The following is a 15643-nucleotide window of genomic DNA, read 5'->3' on the forward strand; positions in this document are numbered from 1 at the left end:
CCACAGGCCGTTTTCAGGGCGCGAACGGCCGTCGCCGCTAGGAACTAGGGCACTGGCCAGGGATGGTGTGGATTGCTAGCGGGGGTGCTAGGTCTAGCGGAGGGTGCCGCTAGACCTAGCCACGATCGCTGTCCGGCTTACGCCGCTTTGTCCCGCCGCTGCTTGTTACGCTCCGCTACCGCTTCGGCGACGTGGGAGCGGTCGATGCCGCGCCGGTTGGCGCCCTTGGCGGTGGTCGGGTCGGTGCCCCACACCTGCCCCGTCGTGATGCCGTACGGCTTCAACGCGGCGGTGAGCTGATCGCGGGTCAGGTCGGCGTACGCGTCGGGGTTCGCCTCGGCGAGCCGTTCGGCGAGGATCTCCGTCCACACCTTCGGCTCATCGGCCGGGACCACGGCGAGAATGTCGTCGAGCAGGGTGTCTCGCCGTGCCGCCGGGGTCACCGTTTCCTGCCCGATGGCGTGGCCGGTGAGGGTTCCGGCCTGCTCCCGCAGTAGCCGCGCCCGGTCGGTGATCTTCTCGGCGGTGGGTCCGTCGACGTAGAAGGTACGTACGATCTGCGCGTCGTCGGCCGCGCCGACCAGGTAGCCGACGCCCTTGTCCTTGCGGGTGAACATGGTCGCCCGGACGCCGTTCTTGTACGCGCTGGTGCCCAACACCATGTCGTTCTCGAGCTGGCCCATGACCCGCAGGCAGAACCGGGTGCCCACGTTCGCCGACACTCCGGTGGGCAGGCTCTTGGCGTCGGGGCGTTGGGTGGCGAACAGCAGGATCACCCCGAGGGCGCGGCCCAGCTTGATGACCTTCTCGGCGAGTTCACCGGCTTCCTTGCCGAACTCCGGGTGCGAGAACAGTTCCTGGATCTCGTCGAACGCGGCGACCAGCCAGTGCAGACCGAGGCCCTTGCGGCGGGCGAGTTCGGGGGTGACCTTGTTGTCCGGGCACACCTGCTTGGGCAGGCCCTTGATGACGGCGGCGCGGCGCTGGCACTCCTTGCGCAACTCTCGCAGGGCTTCAAGGCCCTGCTCGGCGGTGTCGTCGTCGGCACCGGACCCGTACCGGGCCGCCACCTTCGCGAGAGGGTCGAGTCCCCCGGTGCCCTTGAACTCGAAGCACCACAGTTCGGCGTGCGGGTCGAGGGCGGCGGCGAGGATCGGCACCTGAATCGCGGCCGTCTTGCCGTAGCCGGGAATCGACCCGATCAACACGTTCGTGTAGGGCAGGTCGAAGGCCACGATCCGGCCGCGCGGGTCGGTGCCGAACGGCACCGGCCGGGACAGGTCGAACCCGGCCGCTTTGATCAGCGGCCATGCCGGCTGGCGGGCGGTGGCCATGTCCTGATCCCCCACCCACAACATCAACCGACCGGGGTGAACCTCCGGCATGCCCTCGGGCCAGACGCAGCCGAGGGGGCGGGTGAGACCAGCGGCGAGCCGGTCACGCCGCTCGATCACGTCCCCGGCGGTCACGCCAGGCGGAAGGTCGATGTCGGCCCGCCAGCCGGGGCCGTCGCGGGTGATCGGCGCGGTGAACCCGATCGCCTTGGTGCCTTGCTTCGCTATGGCCTGGTTGATGCCGGCGATGCCGAGCACGGCCAGGGCGCGCACCACGACGTCGGAGGTGAGCCGAGCGACGCGCGGCACCACCACGGCGGTATCCAACAGGGGCTTGTCGGCGGGTTGGCCGAGCATGCCGCACAGGGTCACCAACAGCGCCGGGACGGCCCACTGCGCCCACGTCGGTGTCCACAACATGCCCACGCCACCGGCCAGGCCGAGGGAGAGGGCGAAGGTGGCGACGATGCCGCGCCACCGGACCCGCCGGTCACGCTGGCGGGACAGTTTCAGGTACTCCTCGGCGTCGTTGGTGCGGGCAGTGGCCTGCCGCAGCGGCTCACCCTCCCAGTCGAACAGCCACCGGGCCGCACCGGAGATGAGTCGCCACGCGCCGACCGGGGCACGCCACGCGAGCTTGCCGAGGTACTTGGGCACCCGCACGAGGTGGTAGGCGGTGGTGTGGAGCAGGTGCCCAACGGCCCACCGCATCACGTCGCGCAGCTCATCGGTCGAGCGCAGCCAGCCGGGCAGGATCGGCCGACGCTGACCCGCGCGGACGTCGGTGAGGGTGAACCGCAGAGCGCGCTGCGCGGCGGGCGAGTCGACCAACACCCGGCCGTCGTCGCCGGCCTGGCCGGCGGTGGTGGTGCGGGCGGCGCGGACGGCGTCCAGGTCGACCACGTCGGCGTCCGGGCCGGTGGTGTTCAGGTCGGCTTCGGCTGCCTGCCAGTCGAAGCGGTCATCAGGGTTGTGGGGAGTCATGATGGTGGTTCCTCCAACTGATCCGTCAGGGATCGGGTAGGGGGCCGGCGGCACAGCGGGTTTCCTAGGCCGTGTGCTGTGCCGCCGGGCGTAGCTAGTGGTCGGCGTGCACCAGGTGCGCCAACGCCGCGCCCATGCCGAGCACGGCCACGGGCAGGCAGGCCACGAGGGTGGTAATCCACCACGGAGCCGAGGTGACCCCGGCGGCGATGAGCAGGTGGTAGGCCACCTGACCGAGCGCACCCACCAGCAGTGAGGCGATAGCGGACCACTTGGCGAACCGGGCCGCCCGTGCAGGTACGCGGCCGGACAGCCACACGTAGAGGGCGAACGCGCCGTACGTCTCCACCCCGATCGGGAGGGTGATCGCGGTGTCCACCACCCAGCCGTCCCCGATGCCGGGCAACAGGTTGACCTTCCCGAACCCGGTCAGCTTCCCCAGTCCGACCCAGCCGCCCCAGATGGCGACGAACGCGGGCAGCGCGAGGAGGATCACGGGCCATACCACCGCCCGCCGGGTCGGCGTGGGGGTGATGTTGGTGTCCGGGTATTCGACCGGCGTCACCTGCTCGACCTGCTCGACGGCCGGGGCTGGCGGGGCGGGGGTCGGGTCCGGGGCGGACTCTTCGGCGGGCGGCGGCGTGTCCGGGTCCGCGCTGGTGGGGTCCGGGTCCGGGGTGGGGTCGGTCGGGAACAGGATCGGCCGGTCGGCGAGGCTGCCGCGTACCACCATCGCCGTGTGCAGCGTGTCCACCCGGTCCTGCCGGTTCCGTTCGTCGGTCAGCAGGGACAACAGGTCGTTGGCCTTCTTCGGGCCGATCCGGAACTGCTTCATCAGCCGGTTCCGCGACGGCAGCCCCTCCAACTCCTGGGTGAGCTTGCGCGCGGCGGGTAACAGGTCCTCGACCGGCTGGGGGTAGGTGGTGCCGTTGATCGTGGGAGCGGTCATCGGGTGCCGTCCTCTCGGCTCGTCTCGGTGGTGGGGGTGTTGCAGCATTCGCCGTCGGGGGCGGGGCAGCCGTGCAGGCAGGACCCGCACGACCGGTCGATGCAGTGCTCTCCGGTGTCGTCGGTGGCGCAGCGCACCGGGTCGCAGACGCAGCACGGCAGGATCACGGCGGAGAACATGTCGGTGACGGTCATCGGGCCGCCGTCGTCAGGAACTCGGTCGGGGTGTCGGTGGTCGGCTCGCAGCAGTGCAGCCGCACCCGGATGCCGCGCCATTCGCCGTACACGTTCGTCAGGACCTTCGGCACGTCGTCGTGCTGGTAGGGCTGGCTGTTCCACTGCTCGACGGGCAGGCGCATGTACCGAGCCCAGCGGCGCAACTCCGTGTGCGTGGACAGGTTCAGTTCCAGCCCGTACGCGGCAGACGCCTCCACCTTGACCGGCAGCGGCAGCGCGTTACGGGCCATCGCGTCGGCGACGGTGAACAGGACTACAAGGATGCTCGGCGGGGTCTTCACAGGGGGGACTCCTTCCGGTGGTGGGTGTCAGGCGACGCGGCGCGGGGCGGTGGTACCGGTGGCCAGGTCGGCGGCGGCGCGAGTGACGCGGGACTCGGCCCGGCGCAACCTGCGCCAGTCCAGGACGGTCGGGCCGCCGTGGTCCTCGGCGTAGAGCAGGGTGATCTCGGCGTCGAGCACGTCGAGTTCGGCCGCGATCAGCGGCCATTCCTGCTCGATCGCGGCCAGGTCGACGGCGGACGGCCCCTGGTCATCGTGGTTGTCGATCACGTCGTTCGGTTCCTTCCGGAATGAGGGCCGGACACAGTCCGGACCCGAGAGAGAAGCCCAGGGCAGGGGCACGCCGGAACAGCGCGACACCCACCCGGGCGGGGGGAATCAGTGGCAGAAGCTCAGCCGCGCGCCGGACCCGTCCGCTCGGCCCGCTCGCCCGGGACCTACCGGGGTCGACCACCGTGTGGCTCAAGGCGGGATTACCGCAGACGGATCTACGCGGCGCTTCTGCTGTGAAGTTCTCAATGAACCTGCGCGCGGCAGCCCGTACGCGAACCCGCAGCCGAAGCCGCAACGCCGACGCCGACAACCAACCAGCTTGTCGTTCCTGGCTAGCCAGGTGCGATGAGATCAAGGTAGGTGCTCCTGGCTAGTCAGGTCAAGCGTGCGCGGCAAACTTTCCCAACTTGGCTAGTCAGAGCTACGGTGGACGGGTGAGCCAAGACCTCGACTTCCTCGGCCAGCTGGACCCCGACGACCCGAAACAGGCGTCACAGCAGATCGCGAACAAGCTGCGGGCCGCCATCCTCACGCGCCGACTCGCCCCCGGCGACAAGCTGCCGTCACAGCCCGAACTAGCTGCCCGCTACGGCGTCGCGCGGGAGACCGTCAAACGCGCCCTGGACCTGCTCCGGGCAGAGCGGCTAATCGTGTCCCGGCAGGGAAGCGGCGCGTTCGTCCGCGCCCAGACGCAACGGGCCGTCGAGCTACGCCCACACATCGAAGCCGCGTTTGAGCGGCCCCACGTCACCATCGACTTCGCCGGGTTCTCGGGCGAGACGTTGCGCGACGCGCTCGCCGAAGCTCTCGACATGGTGCGTGTCGGACGGCTCGCGCCGGAGACGATCGCTGTGCGAGTCCTGATCTCCGACATGACCGCGCCGATGGCGCTGCCAGCGCGAGCCGAGACTCAGGCCGATGATCCGGCCGTACGCGAACGCGCGGAGCGGATCACCCGTCGTGCTGCGGACGGCATCATCGACCAGGTCACCGAGCTGGGCGACCTCGGCCTGATCCGGTCGACCACCGTCGAGGTACGGATGCACCGGGCATCCCCGCTGTTCAAGCTCTACATCCTCAACGGCGAGGAAGTCTTCTACGGCTTCTACCCGGTCGTTGAGCGCACCGTCTCCATCAAGGGTGAGCCCATGGCGATCTACGACCTGATGGGCAAGGACGTGCCGCTCTTCCACTACGCGGTGACCGATGACGACGCCTCCCACGGCACGCAGTTCGTGGAAGCGTCCCGCCAGTGGTTCGACTCGGTGTGGTCGACCATCGCCTACCGGTACGACGGATGAACGCCGACCTTGAACGGCTGCTAGCCGGGGTCAGTGCAGTCCTGCTCGACTTCGATGGGCCGATATGCAGCGTCTTCGCCGGCTACCCCGCACCGCAGGTGGCCGCCGAGTTGGTCGACGTGCTCCGGCGTCACGGCGTCCACGTGCCGCCGGATCTCGCCAGCGAGCCGGACCCGTTAGAGGTGCTACGCCGCACCGGCGCGGCCGGCGACCAGGACGTCACGCGGGCGGTAGAGGACGCGCTCTGCGCGGCCGAGCGCCGGGCTGTCGAGACTGCCGAACCCACGCCGTACGGCCGGGAAGTCATCGTGGCTGCACGGCAGGCCGGGCTGCCGGTGGCGGTGGTCAGCAACAACTCAGCCGGTGCGGTGAGCGCATACCTGGCAGCGCACCGGCTCGCCGCGTACGTCTCACCGGTGGTCGGTCGGGCGCATGCCGACCCTGCCCATATGAAGCCCAACCCCGAGCCGATCCTGCAAGCCGTGCGCGTCCTCAGCGAGCCGCCGAATCGGTGCGTTTTGGTCGGCGACTCGCTCTCAGACATCGGCGGAGCGAGGGCGGCCGGAGTGAGAGTGATCGGCTACGCGAATCGGCCTGCCAAGGTTGAGACCTTTCGGGCCGCTGGGCCGGACGTGGTGGTTACGAGCATGGGCGAGATAGCTGGCGTCCTGATTGAACGGCCCCGCGGTTGATCTAATAAGCCATCGGCTATTTGCAGGATTGGTAGGTTAGCTGCCCTCTGGCGTGAGATGCCTGATCTGCTTATCAAAGCAGCGCCCTCAAGCCTTCTCGAAGCCTTCCAGCAACTGCCTCAACCGCATCAACGCCCTTTCTTGCCCAGCGTGTGCGGTGAATCCGGCAGCTAGTCGATGGCCGCCGCCATTAAGTGCTGTGCATACCGCCCCGACGTCCAAACGGCCATTAGAACGCAGTGACACTTGGTAAAGACCCTTGTCATCTTCCCGGAATACAATAGTAACCTCTGCCTCTCTGGCTTTTCGAACGATATCGATTATTCCCTCTGTCGCATCCATAGCCACACCAAAGCGATCGCGATCGTTCCGCCTGACTGTCGTCCAGATTATCCCCAACCCGCCCGCCGCGTCAGCCTCTAGTCGAGCATCAGCCAACACAACCGATAAAAGCTTGAGATATCCGACCGACGCCATATCCCAAAGGTGGCGGCCTACCACATCCTGCTGCACTCCCGCGTCTAGCAATTTTGCAGCAAGTCGGTGAGTCTTTGATGTTGTGTTCGGATATTTGAAGGAGCCAGTGTCGGAGGCGATGCCGGCGTAGAGGGCCGTCGCGATGTCTCTGGTTAGATCTACACCAAGCCGGGTAAGAAGTTCTTCGGTTATTGCAGCAGTGGCTTCTGCTTCACTATCGATCAGCGAGTATGTGCCAAATCCCGGATTGGTTGCGTGGTGGTCGATGATGATTACCGCCTTGGCGGTATCTATACGATTGGCAAGCGATCCCATCCTGTCACGGCTAGCTGTGTCGAGAACGACAAGCACTTCTGGCCGCTCTGGGAAATCTGCCGGCGAAACGACGAGCTCCAGCGCAGGCAAAAAAGAGAGCGACGTGGGAACTATGGATGGGTCATTGCCAAACGAAACGCAGACGTCCTTGCCGAGTGCGCGCAAGGCGAGCCCTAAAGCGATTGCGGATCCAAGGCTGTCGCCATCTGGATTAATATGTGCCGCGAGAGACACGCGCTCGGCTTGGATGAGTACTTCAACTACAGAAGTCCAATCGCCCTCCCCCGGTTTGCGCCGTTTTGAGTCGGCCGTCATGGGACAATCTCCTTTAAGTGTTATGGTTCCAGTAGACTTCGGGTCTCTAAGCCTCAACGGACTTGCATCGGACTTGCATCGGGCTTGGGTGGCTGTGGCTAGATCTGTCGATAGGCACTCGCCAGCGAATCGCAGAACATCGCGATCTCATTAGACGGAACAATGGCCCAGGCCGACTTCTCCAAAATTCCAGCGACGCTGGGGGTATAAAAGTGGGTCTGCCGGTTCAGTAGCGCTAGAAAATACCCAGCTTCCTTGCCCTTCTTCCTTACCACTATGCTTGCATGGCTAGCAGTTGGCGACGACAAAACAAAAAGATGGTTCGGGTAGCGGGAGGCCGCGATACGCGCGACCGAGTCGACGCAGTCAGACTCAACAGGCAATGTCGCACAAACTAGTGCACCATCTCCTACTCGGACCTCAACATAATCGAGTCCTTTGGTGATATCTTCTTCTCTCGCCTGTCGAGCAGCCGTCAGTTCCAGGGTGCTGTGTATCAAGCGAAGCCCCTCATCAAGCCTGATCGTAGCGGACGCACTCTGAAGGCTGCGAAGGGCTCGTTCGAGATCTGGACGACCATAACGGCCAAGGTGGATGTCGATGCCGTCGGCTAGAATCTTCACTTGCTCAACGGGAGGAGGCTGTTGTGCGCCACCCAGAATCGTTATCGACGAGGTGTGAAGACTGGAATATCGGTATTCATTTGCAGAAACAGCACCGGCTCCAACGTACAACTTCTCCAAATCGGACAGCGATAGGCCCGACGCTCGCGTCAACAGGGCCAACTCGATCGACGCGGGATGAGAATCTAATGCCTCGGGCCAGTGCCCAGGTGCGGTTGCAAGGGCTTGGCCACCGTTAATCATTGATTCGCTGATCTTTTTTACTCGTGAGCCGATGACCATACCCTCGACGTTCGCGAGCGTGCTTTGCGCCTCCGCTGTCAGAGGGAAAGGCGGGTCGAGTAGCAAGACTAGCATGTGAGGATGGTTTTGAATCAAGGGCGGCAGCCATTCTAAATCAATATCCGATTGCTGGACTGCCCTGTAGATTCTCTTAACTCCTGGGCGCAACTCCGCAAAGAGGCGCTCTAGCAAATATGCTGCTACGGCGCCATTCGTGTCCGCGCCGCAGAGAACTAGGCAGTCTTCCTTGCCTCGTATTAGTTGGCCGAGTGATCCGAACAGGAAATCCGCGATTTTCTCGTTGGTTCCATCCATTGCTTCCCTCAAGAAACCCTCATCGCGCTCGATAACATGGTCCGGTCCCGGCTCTGCTGACAATCTACCGCCCTCCGTATTTTTTCTGGGCATCCCAGACGAACCCAATAATCCCCACGATGGATCCTACCACCCCAATGGCTGCGCCCAGTCGGCCCCAAGAGAGAGGGATCAAGATTCCCAACGCGGTTGAGCCGAGAGCAACTGCACCGAGCACCGTAACAATCCGTGCAGTTCGCATTAGGCGCTGACGTAGGCTCCAATCTGGCAGTGCAATCTCTATAGCCCGTTGAGGTTGATAGCGCTGTGTGTATATGGCTAAAGCCCTAATCGGAACCGCAGTAAAATACGCCTCTGATTGTGGATCGCCGCTATATAGAGGTGGTTCGGTCGGCCATCCACCTGTCCTTTGATCTTGTCGGCCAACGATCCACCTTGCTGCGCCATGGATAACTGTCTGCAATGCTGGATCTTGGCTCACTTGCTCGGATCGGCAGCAGTTCAGAACGAAGTAGCTTGTTTCTATTATCGATCCATTGAGATGGTAGGCTCCGCCTTGCTTTCGGAGGCTCTTCGCCAAGGTGTCGAAGCTAAAATTGCCCGGTGGGAGAGCCTTTGCTCTTTCTAGTGCTACGAATGCCCATAGCGCTGGGGTGTCATCGATGATTGCAGGCAGGCTATTCCTCACAGTGGCTGTGTAGGTTCCCAGCCAATCAGGGGACTCTTTTAGGCTAACCATGCAGTCGATAAGATAGGCTCGATAGTTGAGCTGTCCGTCGATGCTCACGTGGCCGTCAATCGCGTTGCGCAATGCCAGTGCGTCGCCCTCGACGACTGACCTGGGAATGCCGGATGCGCGAACTTCCGAAAGGGCTCCAAGCCGCCAGAAGTGGTGATTGAGACTAACTACATGGCTAGGCTCGCATAGCCAATGAATGGCTCGGGAAACTGTCCCATAGGTGGCAGGAAAGCCGCACGCCGTGAAGGCCCGGAGGGATTGTGAGGTAGCCGTCAGTTTTGCCTGAGCGCTTGGGCCATCCCATGAGCCATCTCGTTGCTGCCGTTTTTCGAGCCATGCTAGTCCCCGCCTAAGAGACGCCGCCACCTCGTCCAAGGCTCGCTCCCGTCCGTGAAACGTTGGACTCAGACGATATCTCTAACGGGGCAGGTAGCACGAGGGTGCCCGCCACGCGCACCATGATCGTTTGTGCAGGACGATGCTTGGCCGGGGGCGATGCCAAGCCGGCCATACGACGATGGCCTTTAGTGGTCTTGACACGAGCCGCTACGAGGCTGCAGCAGCCAACCTTTGCCGGACGTGCGGTCGCCGTCGAGATGAGGGGTGTATAGCAACGCTGCCAGCAGGCGCACTGCCCGGGGGCATGACTACAAACGCTGGTAAGGCCGAAGCTCCGAGCGTGCAGCCGTGGGCGGATGCGCGCGGACGCGACGCACGGAGCTCGTAAGCGACCAGTCCGGCTCTGTCACAAGATCTGGATCATACGTGGAGTGATCAAGCTCACCGACCTAACCCGGGCTCATCGGTCGTGCGTCCTCTTGGTAGCGCGGTGCTACCTGCTTCCTAAGCCGCGAGTTGCGGTGCTACCGACAGATAGTGGCGTGACAGCAACCACGCCCCCGAGTAACCCGAGGAAGCGGACGGGTAGCCGCCAGCGTCAGGACGCGGTCCTTGCGGCCCGCCTGGGTTGGTGGGTCAGGGCACGACCTGAATGCTCCATGCGTCGTATTCGTGTCGGAGGGTGGGCGTTGGCTCGCATAGCAGCAGGTCAGCGCCGTGAGTTGCGTGGTCTTGAAAACCGGTAAGGCAGCGATGTCTTCGTGGGTTCGAATCCCACACCCTCCGCTCCCCGAACAGCAGAAATGCCACAGGGGGCATGCCTGTGGCATTGACCCGGTCCCACTGGTTCTCGCCCATGACGCCGGACGGGCAGCCCCGCCTCTAGCGACGGCGGCTCGCCCGGCTCACCAGGAACCAGACGAGACCGGCGAGCAGCGCTGCCGACGTGACGAGACAGCAGAGCGTGGCGATGTGCCACGGCTTGAGTGCGCCCATGCTGCGGCACTGTACCGGCGGCGGCCCACGGCCACCGGCCCCTGCCGCCCGGTCGGCGGCGAATGAGCGGCAACCAGTCTTCGTGGGTTGGGTTCGAATCTCGCGCCCTCCGCCCCCGAACAGCAGTCTGTTCCCTGAACAGCGAAAACGCCGGCCAGGGGCCTATCGTCTGCTGGTGGGTCAGTCTCACTGCTTGCCAGGGACGTCACAGCCGCCACCTAGGCTCGGCGCGACGAATGCTGGCCTAAGGAGAGTGACCATGCTCGACAACGAGACGCGGGGGTTCATGCGCGAGGTCGCCGGCCTTGCTCCTGAGACGTTGGCCCGGATATTCGATCGTGCCCTCGATCTGTGGCAACAGGGCGGGCGCGACGCCAGCAGAGCGGCCAAGGTTTCCGCGTCCCAGAACTCTGAGATCCGTAGGACCGTGCTCACGAGCTTCCGGCCGCGTACGGAGGAACTCGATGCCCACCAGCCTGAGCTGATGTCGAGCGCGATCAGCGGCACGGTGATCGCGGCGCGCGGCGTGCTGAAGCGCGACCGTTTGACGGCTGAGCAGTACCACGTGCTGATGGAGCCGTTCGTGTCCGCGGGCATGGTCACGCCGGAGCATCCGAGAGCCGGGATCATGTCGGATGACACCGCCACCTCGGCCGATGACCGGCCGGGGCACCCTCAGGACTCGACGGACGACCACGTGGCCGTCGCCGAGCAGATGCGGGCCCGCGGTCTTTCCACCGGGTCCGACTACTCGTTGTACGTCGCCGGCGAGCCGGCATCGGCCACGACGACGCCGGTCGAAGCAGGCGAGTGTCGGCGTCTTCCCCAGTAGGGCCGGTTTTCCGGCCGGCCCTACCCGTAGGCCCTTCGCGCCGATCCGACGTGCCGGCGGTCGATTTCGGGTCGTGGCGGGGTAAGAAGGGCGGCAGGAAACCGTGCTCACCGGAAGGACCGTCCCCGATGTCCCTGGAACGACCGATCGCCCCGGACCCGTACGAGCTGCTGCCGACCGTTGCGTCGTTCACCCTGACCAGTGACGACGTGCACAACGGCGAGCCGATGGATGCCCGATACGCCCACGACAGCGTCGGCGGGGGGAACGTCTCGCCCCAGCTCGCCTGGTCGGACTTCCCCGCCGAGACGAAGAGCTTCGTGGTCACCTGCTTCGACCCGGACGCGCCGACCGGCAGCGGCTTCTGGCACTGGGTGCTGGTCGACCTTCCCGCCTCGGTGACCGAACTGTCCCGGGGCGTCGACGAGGCCGCCCTGGGCGACGCGTCCAGTATCCGCAACGACTACGGTGTGACCGGTTTCGGCGGCGCCGCCCCGCCGGCCGGCGACCGCCCGCACCGGTACGTCTTCGCCGTGCACGCCATCGACGTCGAGCGCCTCGGCGTGGGCCCGGACGCCACCCCCGCGTACGTCGGCTTCAACCTCGCCTTCCACACCCTGGCCCGCGCGGTCATCCGCCCCACGTACCAGGTCAAGGACTGAGCCACCCGCCCGCGATCTTGCACTTGCGGCCCGCGTCTCGCGGCACATGCCCGGATTGCCCGGGCCCAAAGTGCAAGATCGCGGGGCCGGCGGGGGTGGGGGTCAGGCGGGGACGCGGGCCACGGCGAAGACGGACTGGCCGAACGGGGGGCGGACCAGTTGCTCCGCCGCCTTGGTGGCGGGGAGGACGAGGGTGTCGTAGACCTTCACCATCGGGCCCTCCTTCGGCATCAGCCGGAAGACCTTGGTCGCCATGAAGTAGCCGATCAGGCCGAGCGCGTTCGCGTAGTGGATCTTCTCCACGGTCAGGCCGGCCTCGGTCATCGCGGCGGACAGGGTCTTCTTCGTGTACCGCCGGACGTGGCCGGTGGCGATATCGGCGGGGCCCATCGCGAACTGGAACGCCGGCACGATGATCACCACGGTGCCGCCCGGCCGGACCAGGTCGCGCATGCTGGCCAGCGCGCTCACGTGGTCCTCGATGTGCTCCAGCACGTTGTACGACACGGCGGCGCTGTAGTCCCCGCGCTCGGAGTGCGGCAGCAGCATCTGCCGGACCTCGATGTTCGGCTGCTCGGCGAGGCGCTCCTTCAGGGCGACCAGCCGGTCCGGGTCGGCCTCGGTGGCGGTGAACCGGGGGAAGTGGTCCGCCCACGCCAGGGCGTAGTCACCCAGCCCGCTGCCGATCTCGATCGGGTTGTCACCGAGGTGTGGGACGGCCAGTTCGACGAACCACCTGCGGTGGTTGACCGCCGTCGCGAGGCCTTCCAGCACCTCGGACTGGACACGCTGATCCCCAGTGATTTCTGCCATGCGTCGATTCCTCACGGTGTGACTCGACCTGCCCCGGGACCGACAGAGTGAACCATCCGAAGCGGACGGTGGGGAAATCGGGGCATCGTGGTGGCCGAATTGCGGTCGGGGGCGGGCACGAGATCGGCGGTCGGCGAACCCGGCACATAGTACGCCAGTCCCCAGAAACATGTCACGTCAGTGCCATACCCTGACTACTCTATGAATTGTCATGACTACTCCTCAATCGGACCGCCCCGAAGGCGAGCCCGGGGGCGGCGAGGCCGAACCCCCGGTGTCGGACGTGTCAGACGAGGGGGTGGGCAGGGCCGCGCCGTCCCGACGGGGGCGCTGGACGGACGTCCTCGCCGTGCTCAGCTTCGCGCTGATCGCTTTCTGGGTGACCGTCCGGCTCTGGGTGAATCCGACGCACGGGGTCCGGGACAACCGATCCGACCAGGCGCTCTTCGAGTGGATGATGGCGCACGGCGCACGCGTGCTGACCGATTTCGCCTATCCGTTCGGCTCGGACCGGATGAATGTGCCGGACAGCGTCAATCTCATGGCAAACACGTCCGTATTATCCATTTCTCTGCCAATGACGCCGGTCACCGTCCTGCTCGGGCCGCGTATCGCTTTTCTGGTGTTCCTCACCGGCGGCATGATCGCCACCGCGACCGCCTGGTACTTCGTCCTCTCCCGGGTGCTGGTCGGCTCCCGGGGGCCGGCCTGGCTCGGGGCCGGGTTCTGCGCGTTCGCCCCGGCGATGGTCTCGCACGCCAACGCCCATCCCAACATCGTCAGCCAGTTCGTGGTGCCCCTGATCGTCTGGCGCACCCTGCGGCTGCCCGACGGCGGCCGGTGGCTGCGCAACGGCGTGCTGCTCGCGCTGGTGATCGTCTGGCAGGCCTTCATCAACCTGGAGATCCTGCTGATGACCGCCATCGGGCTCGGCGTGGTGGTTGTCGTACTGGCCCTGGGCCGGCCCGAGCTGCGCCGGCGGGCCCGGCCGTTCCTCGCCGGGCTGGCGGTCGCCGCAGCCCTGGCCGCGGTGCTGTTGGCGTACCCGCTGTACGTGCAGTTCTTCGGCCCCGGCGCGTACGAGGGCCTGTCCGAGCTGATCCGCGGCTACCGCACCGACCTCGCCTCGTTCACCGCGTTCGGCCGGGAGTCGATCGCCGGCGTCCCGCAGGCCAACCTCAAGCTGGTCAAGAACCCCACCGAGGAGAACGGCTTCTTCGGCTGGCCGCTGGTCATCCTGGTCGGCGCCCTGGTGTGGTGGCTGCGGCGCAGCCCCGTGGTCCTCGGCCTCGCCGCGGTCGGCCTGCTCTTCGCGGTGCTCTCCCTCGGCCGGGAGATCCAGTTCGAGGGCCGGGCGACCGGGATCGCCGGGCCCTGGGCGGCCCTGGAAAACCTGCCGATTCTGCACTCGGTGGTGCCCACCCGGTGGGCGCTGGCGACCGTCCCGATAGTCGGGGTGCTGCTCGCGTTCGGCGCGGAACGGGCCCGCCGGCTGGCCCGGGAGCACCCGGTTGCCCGCCCGCAGATCCGCTTCGCCACCGCCACCATGCTGACCATGGCGCTGCTCCCCGCGTTCCCCACCCCGTTGCCCTCGGTACGCCTCGACCCGGTGCCCGAGTTCGTCACCTCCGGCGCCTGGCGTCCGTACGTGGCCGGCGGGCGCAGCGTGGTGACGCTGCCGCTGCCGGACACCGACTACCCCGATCCGCTGCGCTGGTCGGCGGCGACCCGCCTGGACCTGCCGCTGGCCCGGGGCTACTTCCTCGGGCCGGACACCCGGCCGCGGGCACCAGAGGGGCGGATCGCCCTGTTCACCGCCCCGCCCCGCCCCACCAGCAGCTTCTTCATCACTATCCGGCGCACCGGCCAGGTTCCGCCGGTCACTGCGCCGATCCGGGCGTCCGCGTTGGAGGACCTGCGGTACTGGCGGGCCGGGGTGGTGCTGCTCGGCCCGCACGAGCACGCCGACGCGCTACGCCGGGGGATGACCGAGCTGACCGGAGTTCGCCCCACGTACACCGGGGGGGTCTGGGTCTGGGACGTCCGTCCGCTGACGGACTGAGCCCGCCGCCGGCGGACCGGTCCGTGTCAGCGGAGGCAGCAGCCCTGGCAGACCTTCGGCCTGGGCAGGGTGAAGGCCAGGCAGCAGGTGCGGCGCTGGACCGTCGGCTCGCCGGCTGGGCCGGGCACCAGCTCGACCAGGTCCGCCAGGTCGAGGGCGTGCAGCAGCGTCTCGACGTGCCGGGTGGCGGGGCCGGGCAGCGCGTCGGCGGCCCGCAGCACGCCGTGCGCGATGCCGGAGGCGACGGAGCCGAGCAGCGTACGGGTGCCGATGCGGACCTCCGCCTGGATGGCGGTGACCAGCGGGGTGAGGTGGGCGTCGAGCAGTGAGGCGCGGAGCACGGCCAGCAGCTCGGCCTCGTCGGCGACGACCCGGACCTCCGGCAGCCCCGCCAGGGCCAGCGGGTCGTTGGGGAGCACCGCGACGGTGGTGGACCGGCGAAGCCCGAGGGTGACCAGCGGGCGGTGGTCCTCGAAGTGGATCAGCACGTCGGCCGGGTCGAGCAGCGGCACCCGGCGGGCCGCCGCCCAGCCGAGCACGGCCGGCAGGGCGACCCAGTAGCTGTACGACTTCCAGGCCAGCGCGGCGCAGGCGTGCGGGGTGCCGCCCCAGAGCAGGGCGGCGGCGTGCAGCAGCTCGGGCAGCCGGGTCCCGTCGACCAGGGTGGTGGCCGGGGCCCAGCCGAACCGGTCGTCGGTCACCAGCAGGCCCGGCGCGAGCCCGGGCAGGTCGTCGGTGCCGAACATGGCACGCAGGGTCGCGGTCACGGGGGCGAGGGGCGTCGCGGTCTCCCGCGTGGGCATCACCGCTGTCACCGCATCTC

14 protein-coding genes and 1 tRNA gene are annotated in these 15643 nt (G+C 66.7%); 6 read left to right on the forward strand and 9 right to left on the reverse strand.

The features are described from left to right. Positions 1–137: 137 nt before the first annotated feature. From ACFYZF_RS19780 to ACFYZF_RS19800, 5 genes are all read right to left on the reverse strand, one after another. Positions 138–2318, reverse strand: coding sequence for an FtsK/SpoIIIE domain-containing protein (locus ACFYZF_RS19780; RefSeq protein ID WP_387022714.1), 2181 nt, complete (start codon positions 2316–2318; stop codon positions 138–140). A gap of 94 nt (positions 2319–2412) precedes the next feature. Next, positions 2413–3267 carry an ABC transporter permease gene (locus ACFYZF_RS19785; RefSeq protein WP_387022717.1) on the reverse strand — a complete coding sequence of 285 codons (855 nt, stop codon included), beginning with the start codon at positions 3265–3267 and terminating at the stop codon, positions 2413–2415. After that, on the reverse strand, positions 3264–3461 hold the full coding sequence (locus ACFYZF_RS19790; protein WP_387022720.1) for a hypothetical protein: 198 nt from the start codon (positions 3459–3461) through the stop codon (positions 3264–3266). Before ACFYZF_RS19790 ends, ACFYZF_RS19785 begins: the two co-directional genes overlap by 4 nt. Continuing rightward, positions 3458–3784, reverse strand: a complete 327-nt coding sequence (locus tag ACFYZF_RS19795) for a hypothetical protein (RefSeq protein WP_387022723.1) — start codon at positions 3782–3784, stop codon at positions 3458–3460. Before ACFYZF_RS19795 ends, ACFYZF_RS19790 begins: the two co-directional genes overlap by 4 nt. A 27-nt stretch (positions 3785–3811) precedes the next feature. Further along, a complete protein-coding gene (locus tag ACFYZF_RS19800; RefSeq protein WP_387022726.1) occupies positions 3812–4054 on the reverse strand; it encodes a DUF6284 family protein in 243 nt (80 codons plus the stop codon). A 437-nt stretch (positions 4055–4491) separates the two neighbouring features. Between ACFYZF_RS19800 and ACFYZF_RS19805 the strand changes: the two genes are divergently transcribed. Further along, the gene (locus ACFYZF_RS19805; RefSeq protein ID WP_387022729.1) at positions 4492–5358 is read left to right on the forward strand and encodes a GntR family transcriptional regulator; all 867 of its coding nucleotides are present in this window, start codon (positions 4492–4494) and stop codon (positions 5356–5358) included. Further along, a complete protein-coding gene (locus ACFYZF_RS19810; RefSeq protein ID WP_387022732.1) occupies positions 5355–6050 on the forward strand; it encodes an HAD family hydrolase in 696 nt (231 codons plus the stop codon). The genes ACFYZF_RS19805 and ACFYZF_RS19810 overlap by 4 nt, the downstream gene beginning before the upstream one ends. Positions 6051–6137: 87 nt before the next feature. Here ACFYZF_RS19810 and ACFYZF_RS19815 read toward each other — a convergent pair whose 3' ends face one another. Both ACFYZF_RS19815 and ACFYZF_RS19820 read right to left on the reverse strand, forming a co-directional pair. After that, entirely contained in the window at positions 6138–7157 is a 1020-nt protein-coding gene (locus tag ACFYZF_RS19815; protein ID WP_387022735.1) for a bifunctional oligoribonuclease/PAP phosphatase NrnA, read from the reverse strand. Positions 7158–7255: 98 nt separating this feature from the next. Continuing rightward, positions 7256–8389, reverse strand: coding sequence for a hypothetical protein (locus ACFYZF_RS19820; RefSeq protein WP_387022738.1), 1134 nt, complete (start codon positions 8387–8389; stop codon positions 7256–7258). 1743 nt (positions 8390–10132) lie between these two features. On the opposite strand from ACFYZF_RS19820, the gene ACFYZF_RS19825 reads away from it, so the two are divergent. The 3 genes from ACFYZF_RS19825 to ACFYZF_RS19835 all read left to right on the forward strand — a co-directional run bounded on the left by ACFYZF_RS19825 (position 10133) and on the right by ACFYZF_RS19835 (position 11945). Beyond that, positions 10133–10241, forward strand: a tRNA-Ser gene (locus ACFYZF_RS19825). Between the two features lie 469 nt (positions 10242–10710). Further along, positions 10711–11283, forward strand: coding sequence for a hypothetical protein (locus ACFYZF_RS19830; protein WP_387022741.1), 573 nt, complete (start codon positions 10711–10713; stop codon positions 11281–11283). Positions 11284–11411: 128 nt separating this feature from the next. Continuing rightward, positions 11412–11945 carry a YbhB/YbcL family Raf kinase inhibitor-like protein gene (locus ACFYZF_RS19835; protein WP_387022743.1) on the forward strand — a complete coding sequence of 178 codons (534 nt, stop codon included), beginning with the start codon at positions 11412–11414 and terminating at the stop codon, positions 11943–11945. 102 nt (positions 11946–12047) lie between these two features. Here the strand turns inward: ACFYZF_RS19835 and ACFYZF_RS19840 are convergent, their stop codons facing one another. Further along, complete coding sequence (locus ACFYZF_RS19840) at positions 12048–12758, reverse strand: class I SAM-dependent methyltransferase (protein WP_387022745.1); 711 nt, start codon at positions 12756–12758, stop codon at positions 12048–12050. Positions 12759–12969: 211 nt separating this feature from the next. Between ACFYZF_RS19840 and ACFYZF_RS19845 the strand changes: the two genes are divergently transcribed. Then, positions 12970–14820, forward strand: a complete 1851-nt coding sequence (locus ACFYZF_RS19845) for a hypothetical protein (protein ID WP_387022747.1) — start codon at positions 12970–12972, stop codon at positions 14818–14820. A gap of 26 nt (positions 14821–14846) precedes the next feature. Here the strand turns inward: ACFYZF_RS19845 and ACFYZF_RS19850 are convergent, their stop codons facing one another. Continuing rightward, positions 14847–15623 carry an IucA/IucC family C-terminal-domain containing protein gene (locus ACFYZF_RS19850; protein WP_387022807.1) on the reverse strand — a complete coding sequence of 259 codons (777 nt, stop codon included), beginning with the start codon at positions 15621–15623 and terminating at the stop codon, positions 14847–14849. Positions 15624–15643 lie beyond the last annotated feature (20 nt).

Origin of the sequence: Micromonospora sp. NPDC001898 (assembly GCF_042891255.1) — a bacterium.
GTDB lineage: Bacteria > Actinomycetota > Actinomycetes > Mycobacteriales > Micromonosporaceae > Micromonospora.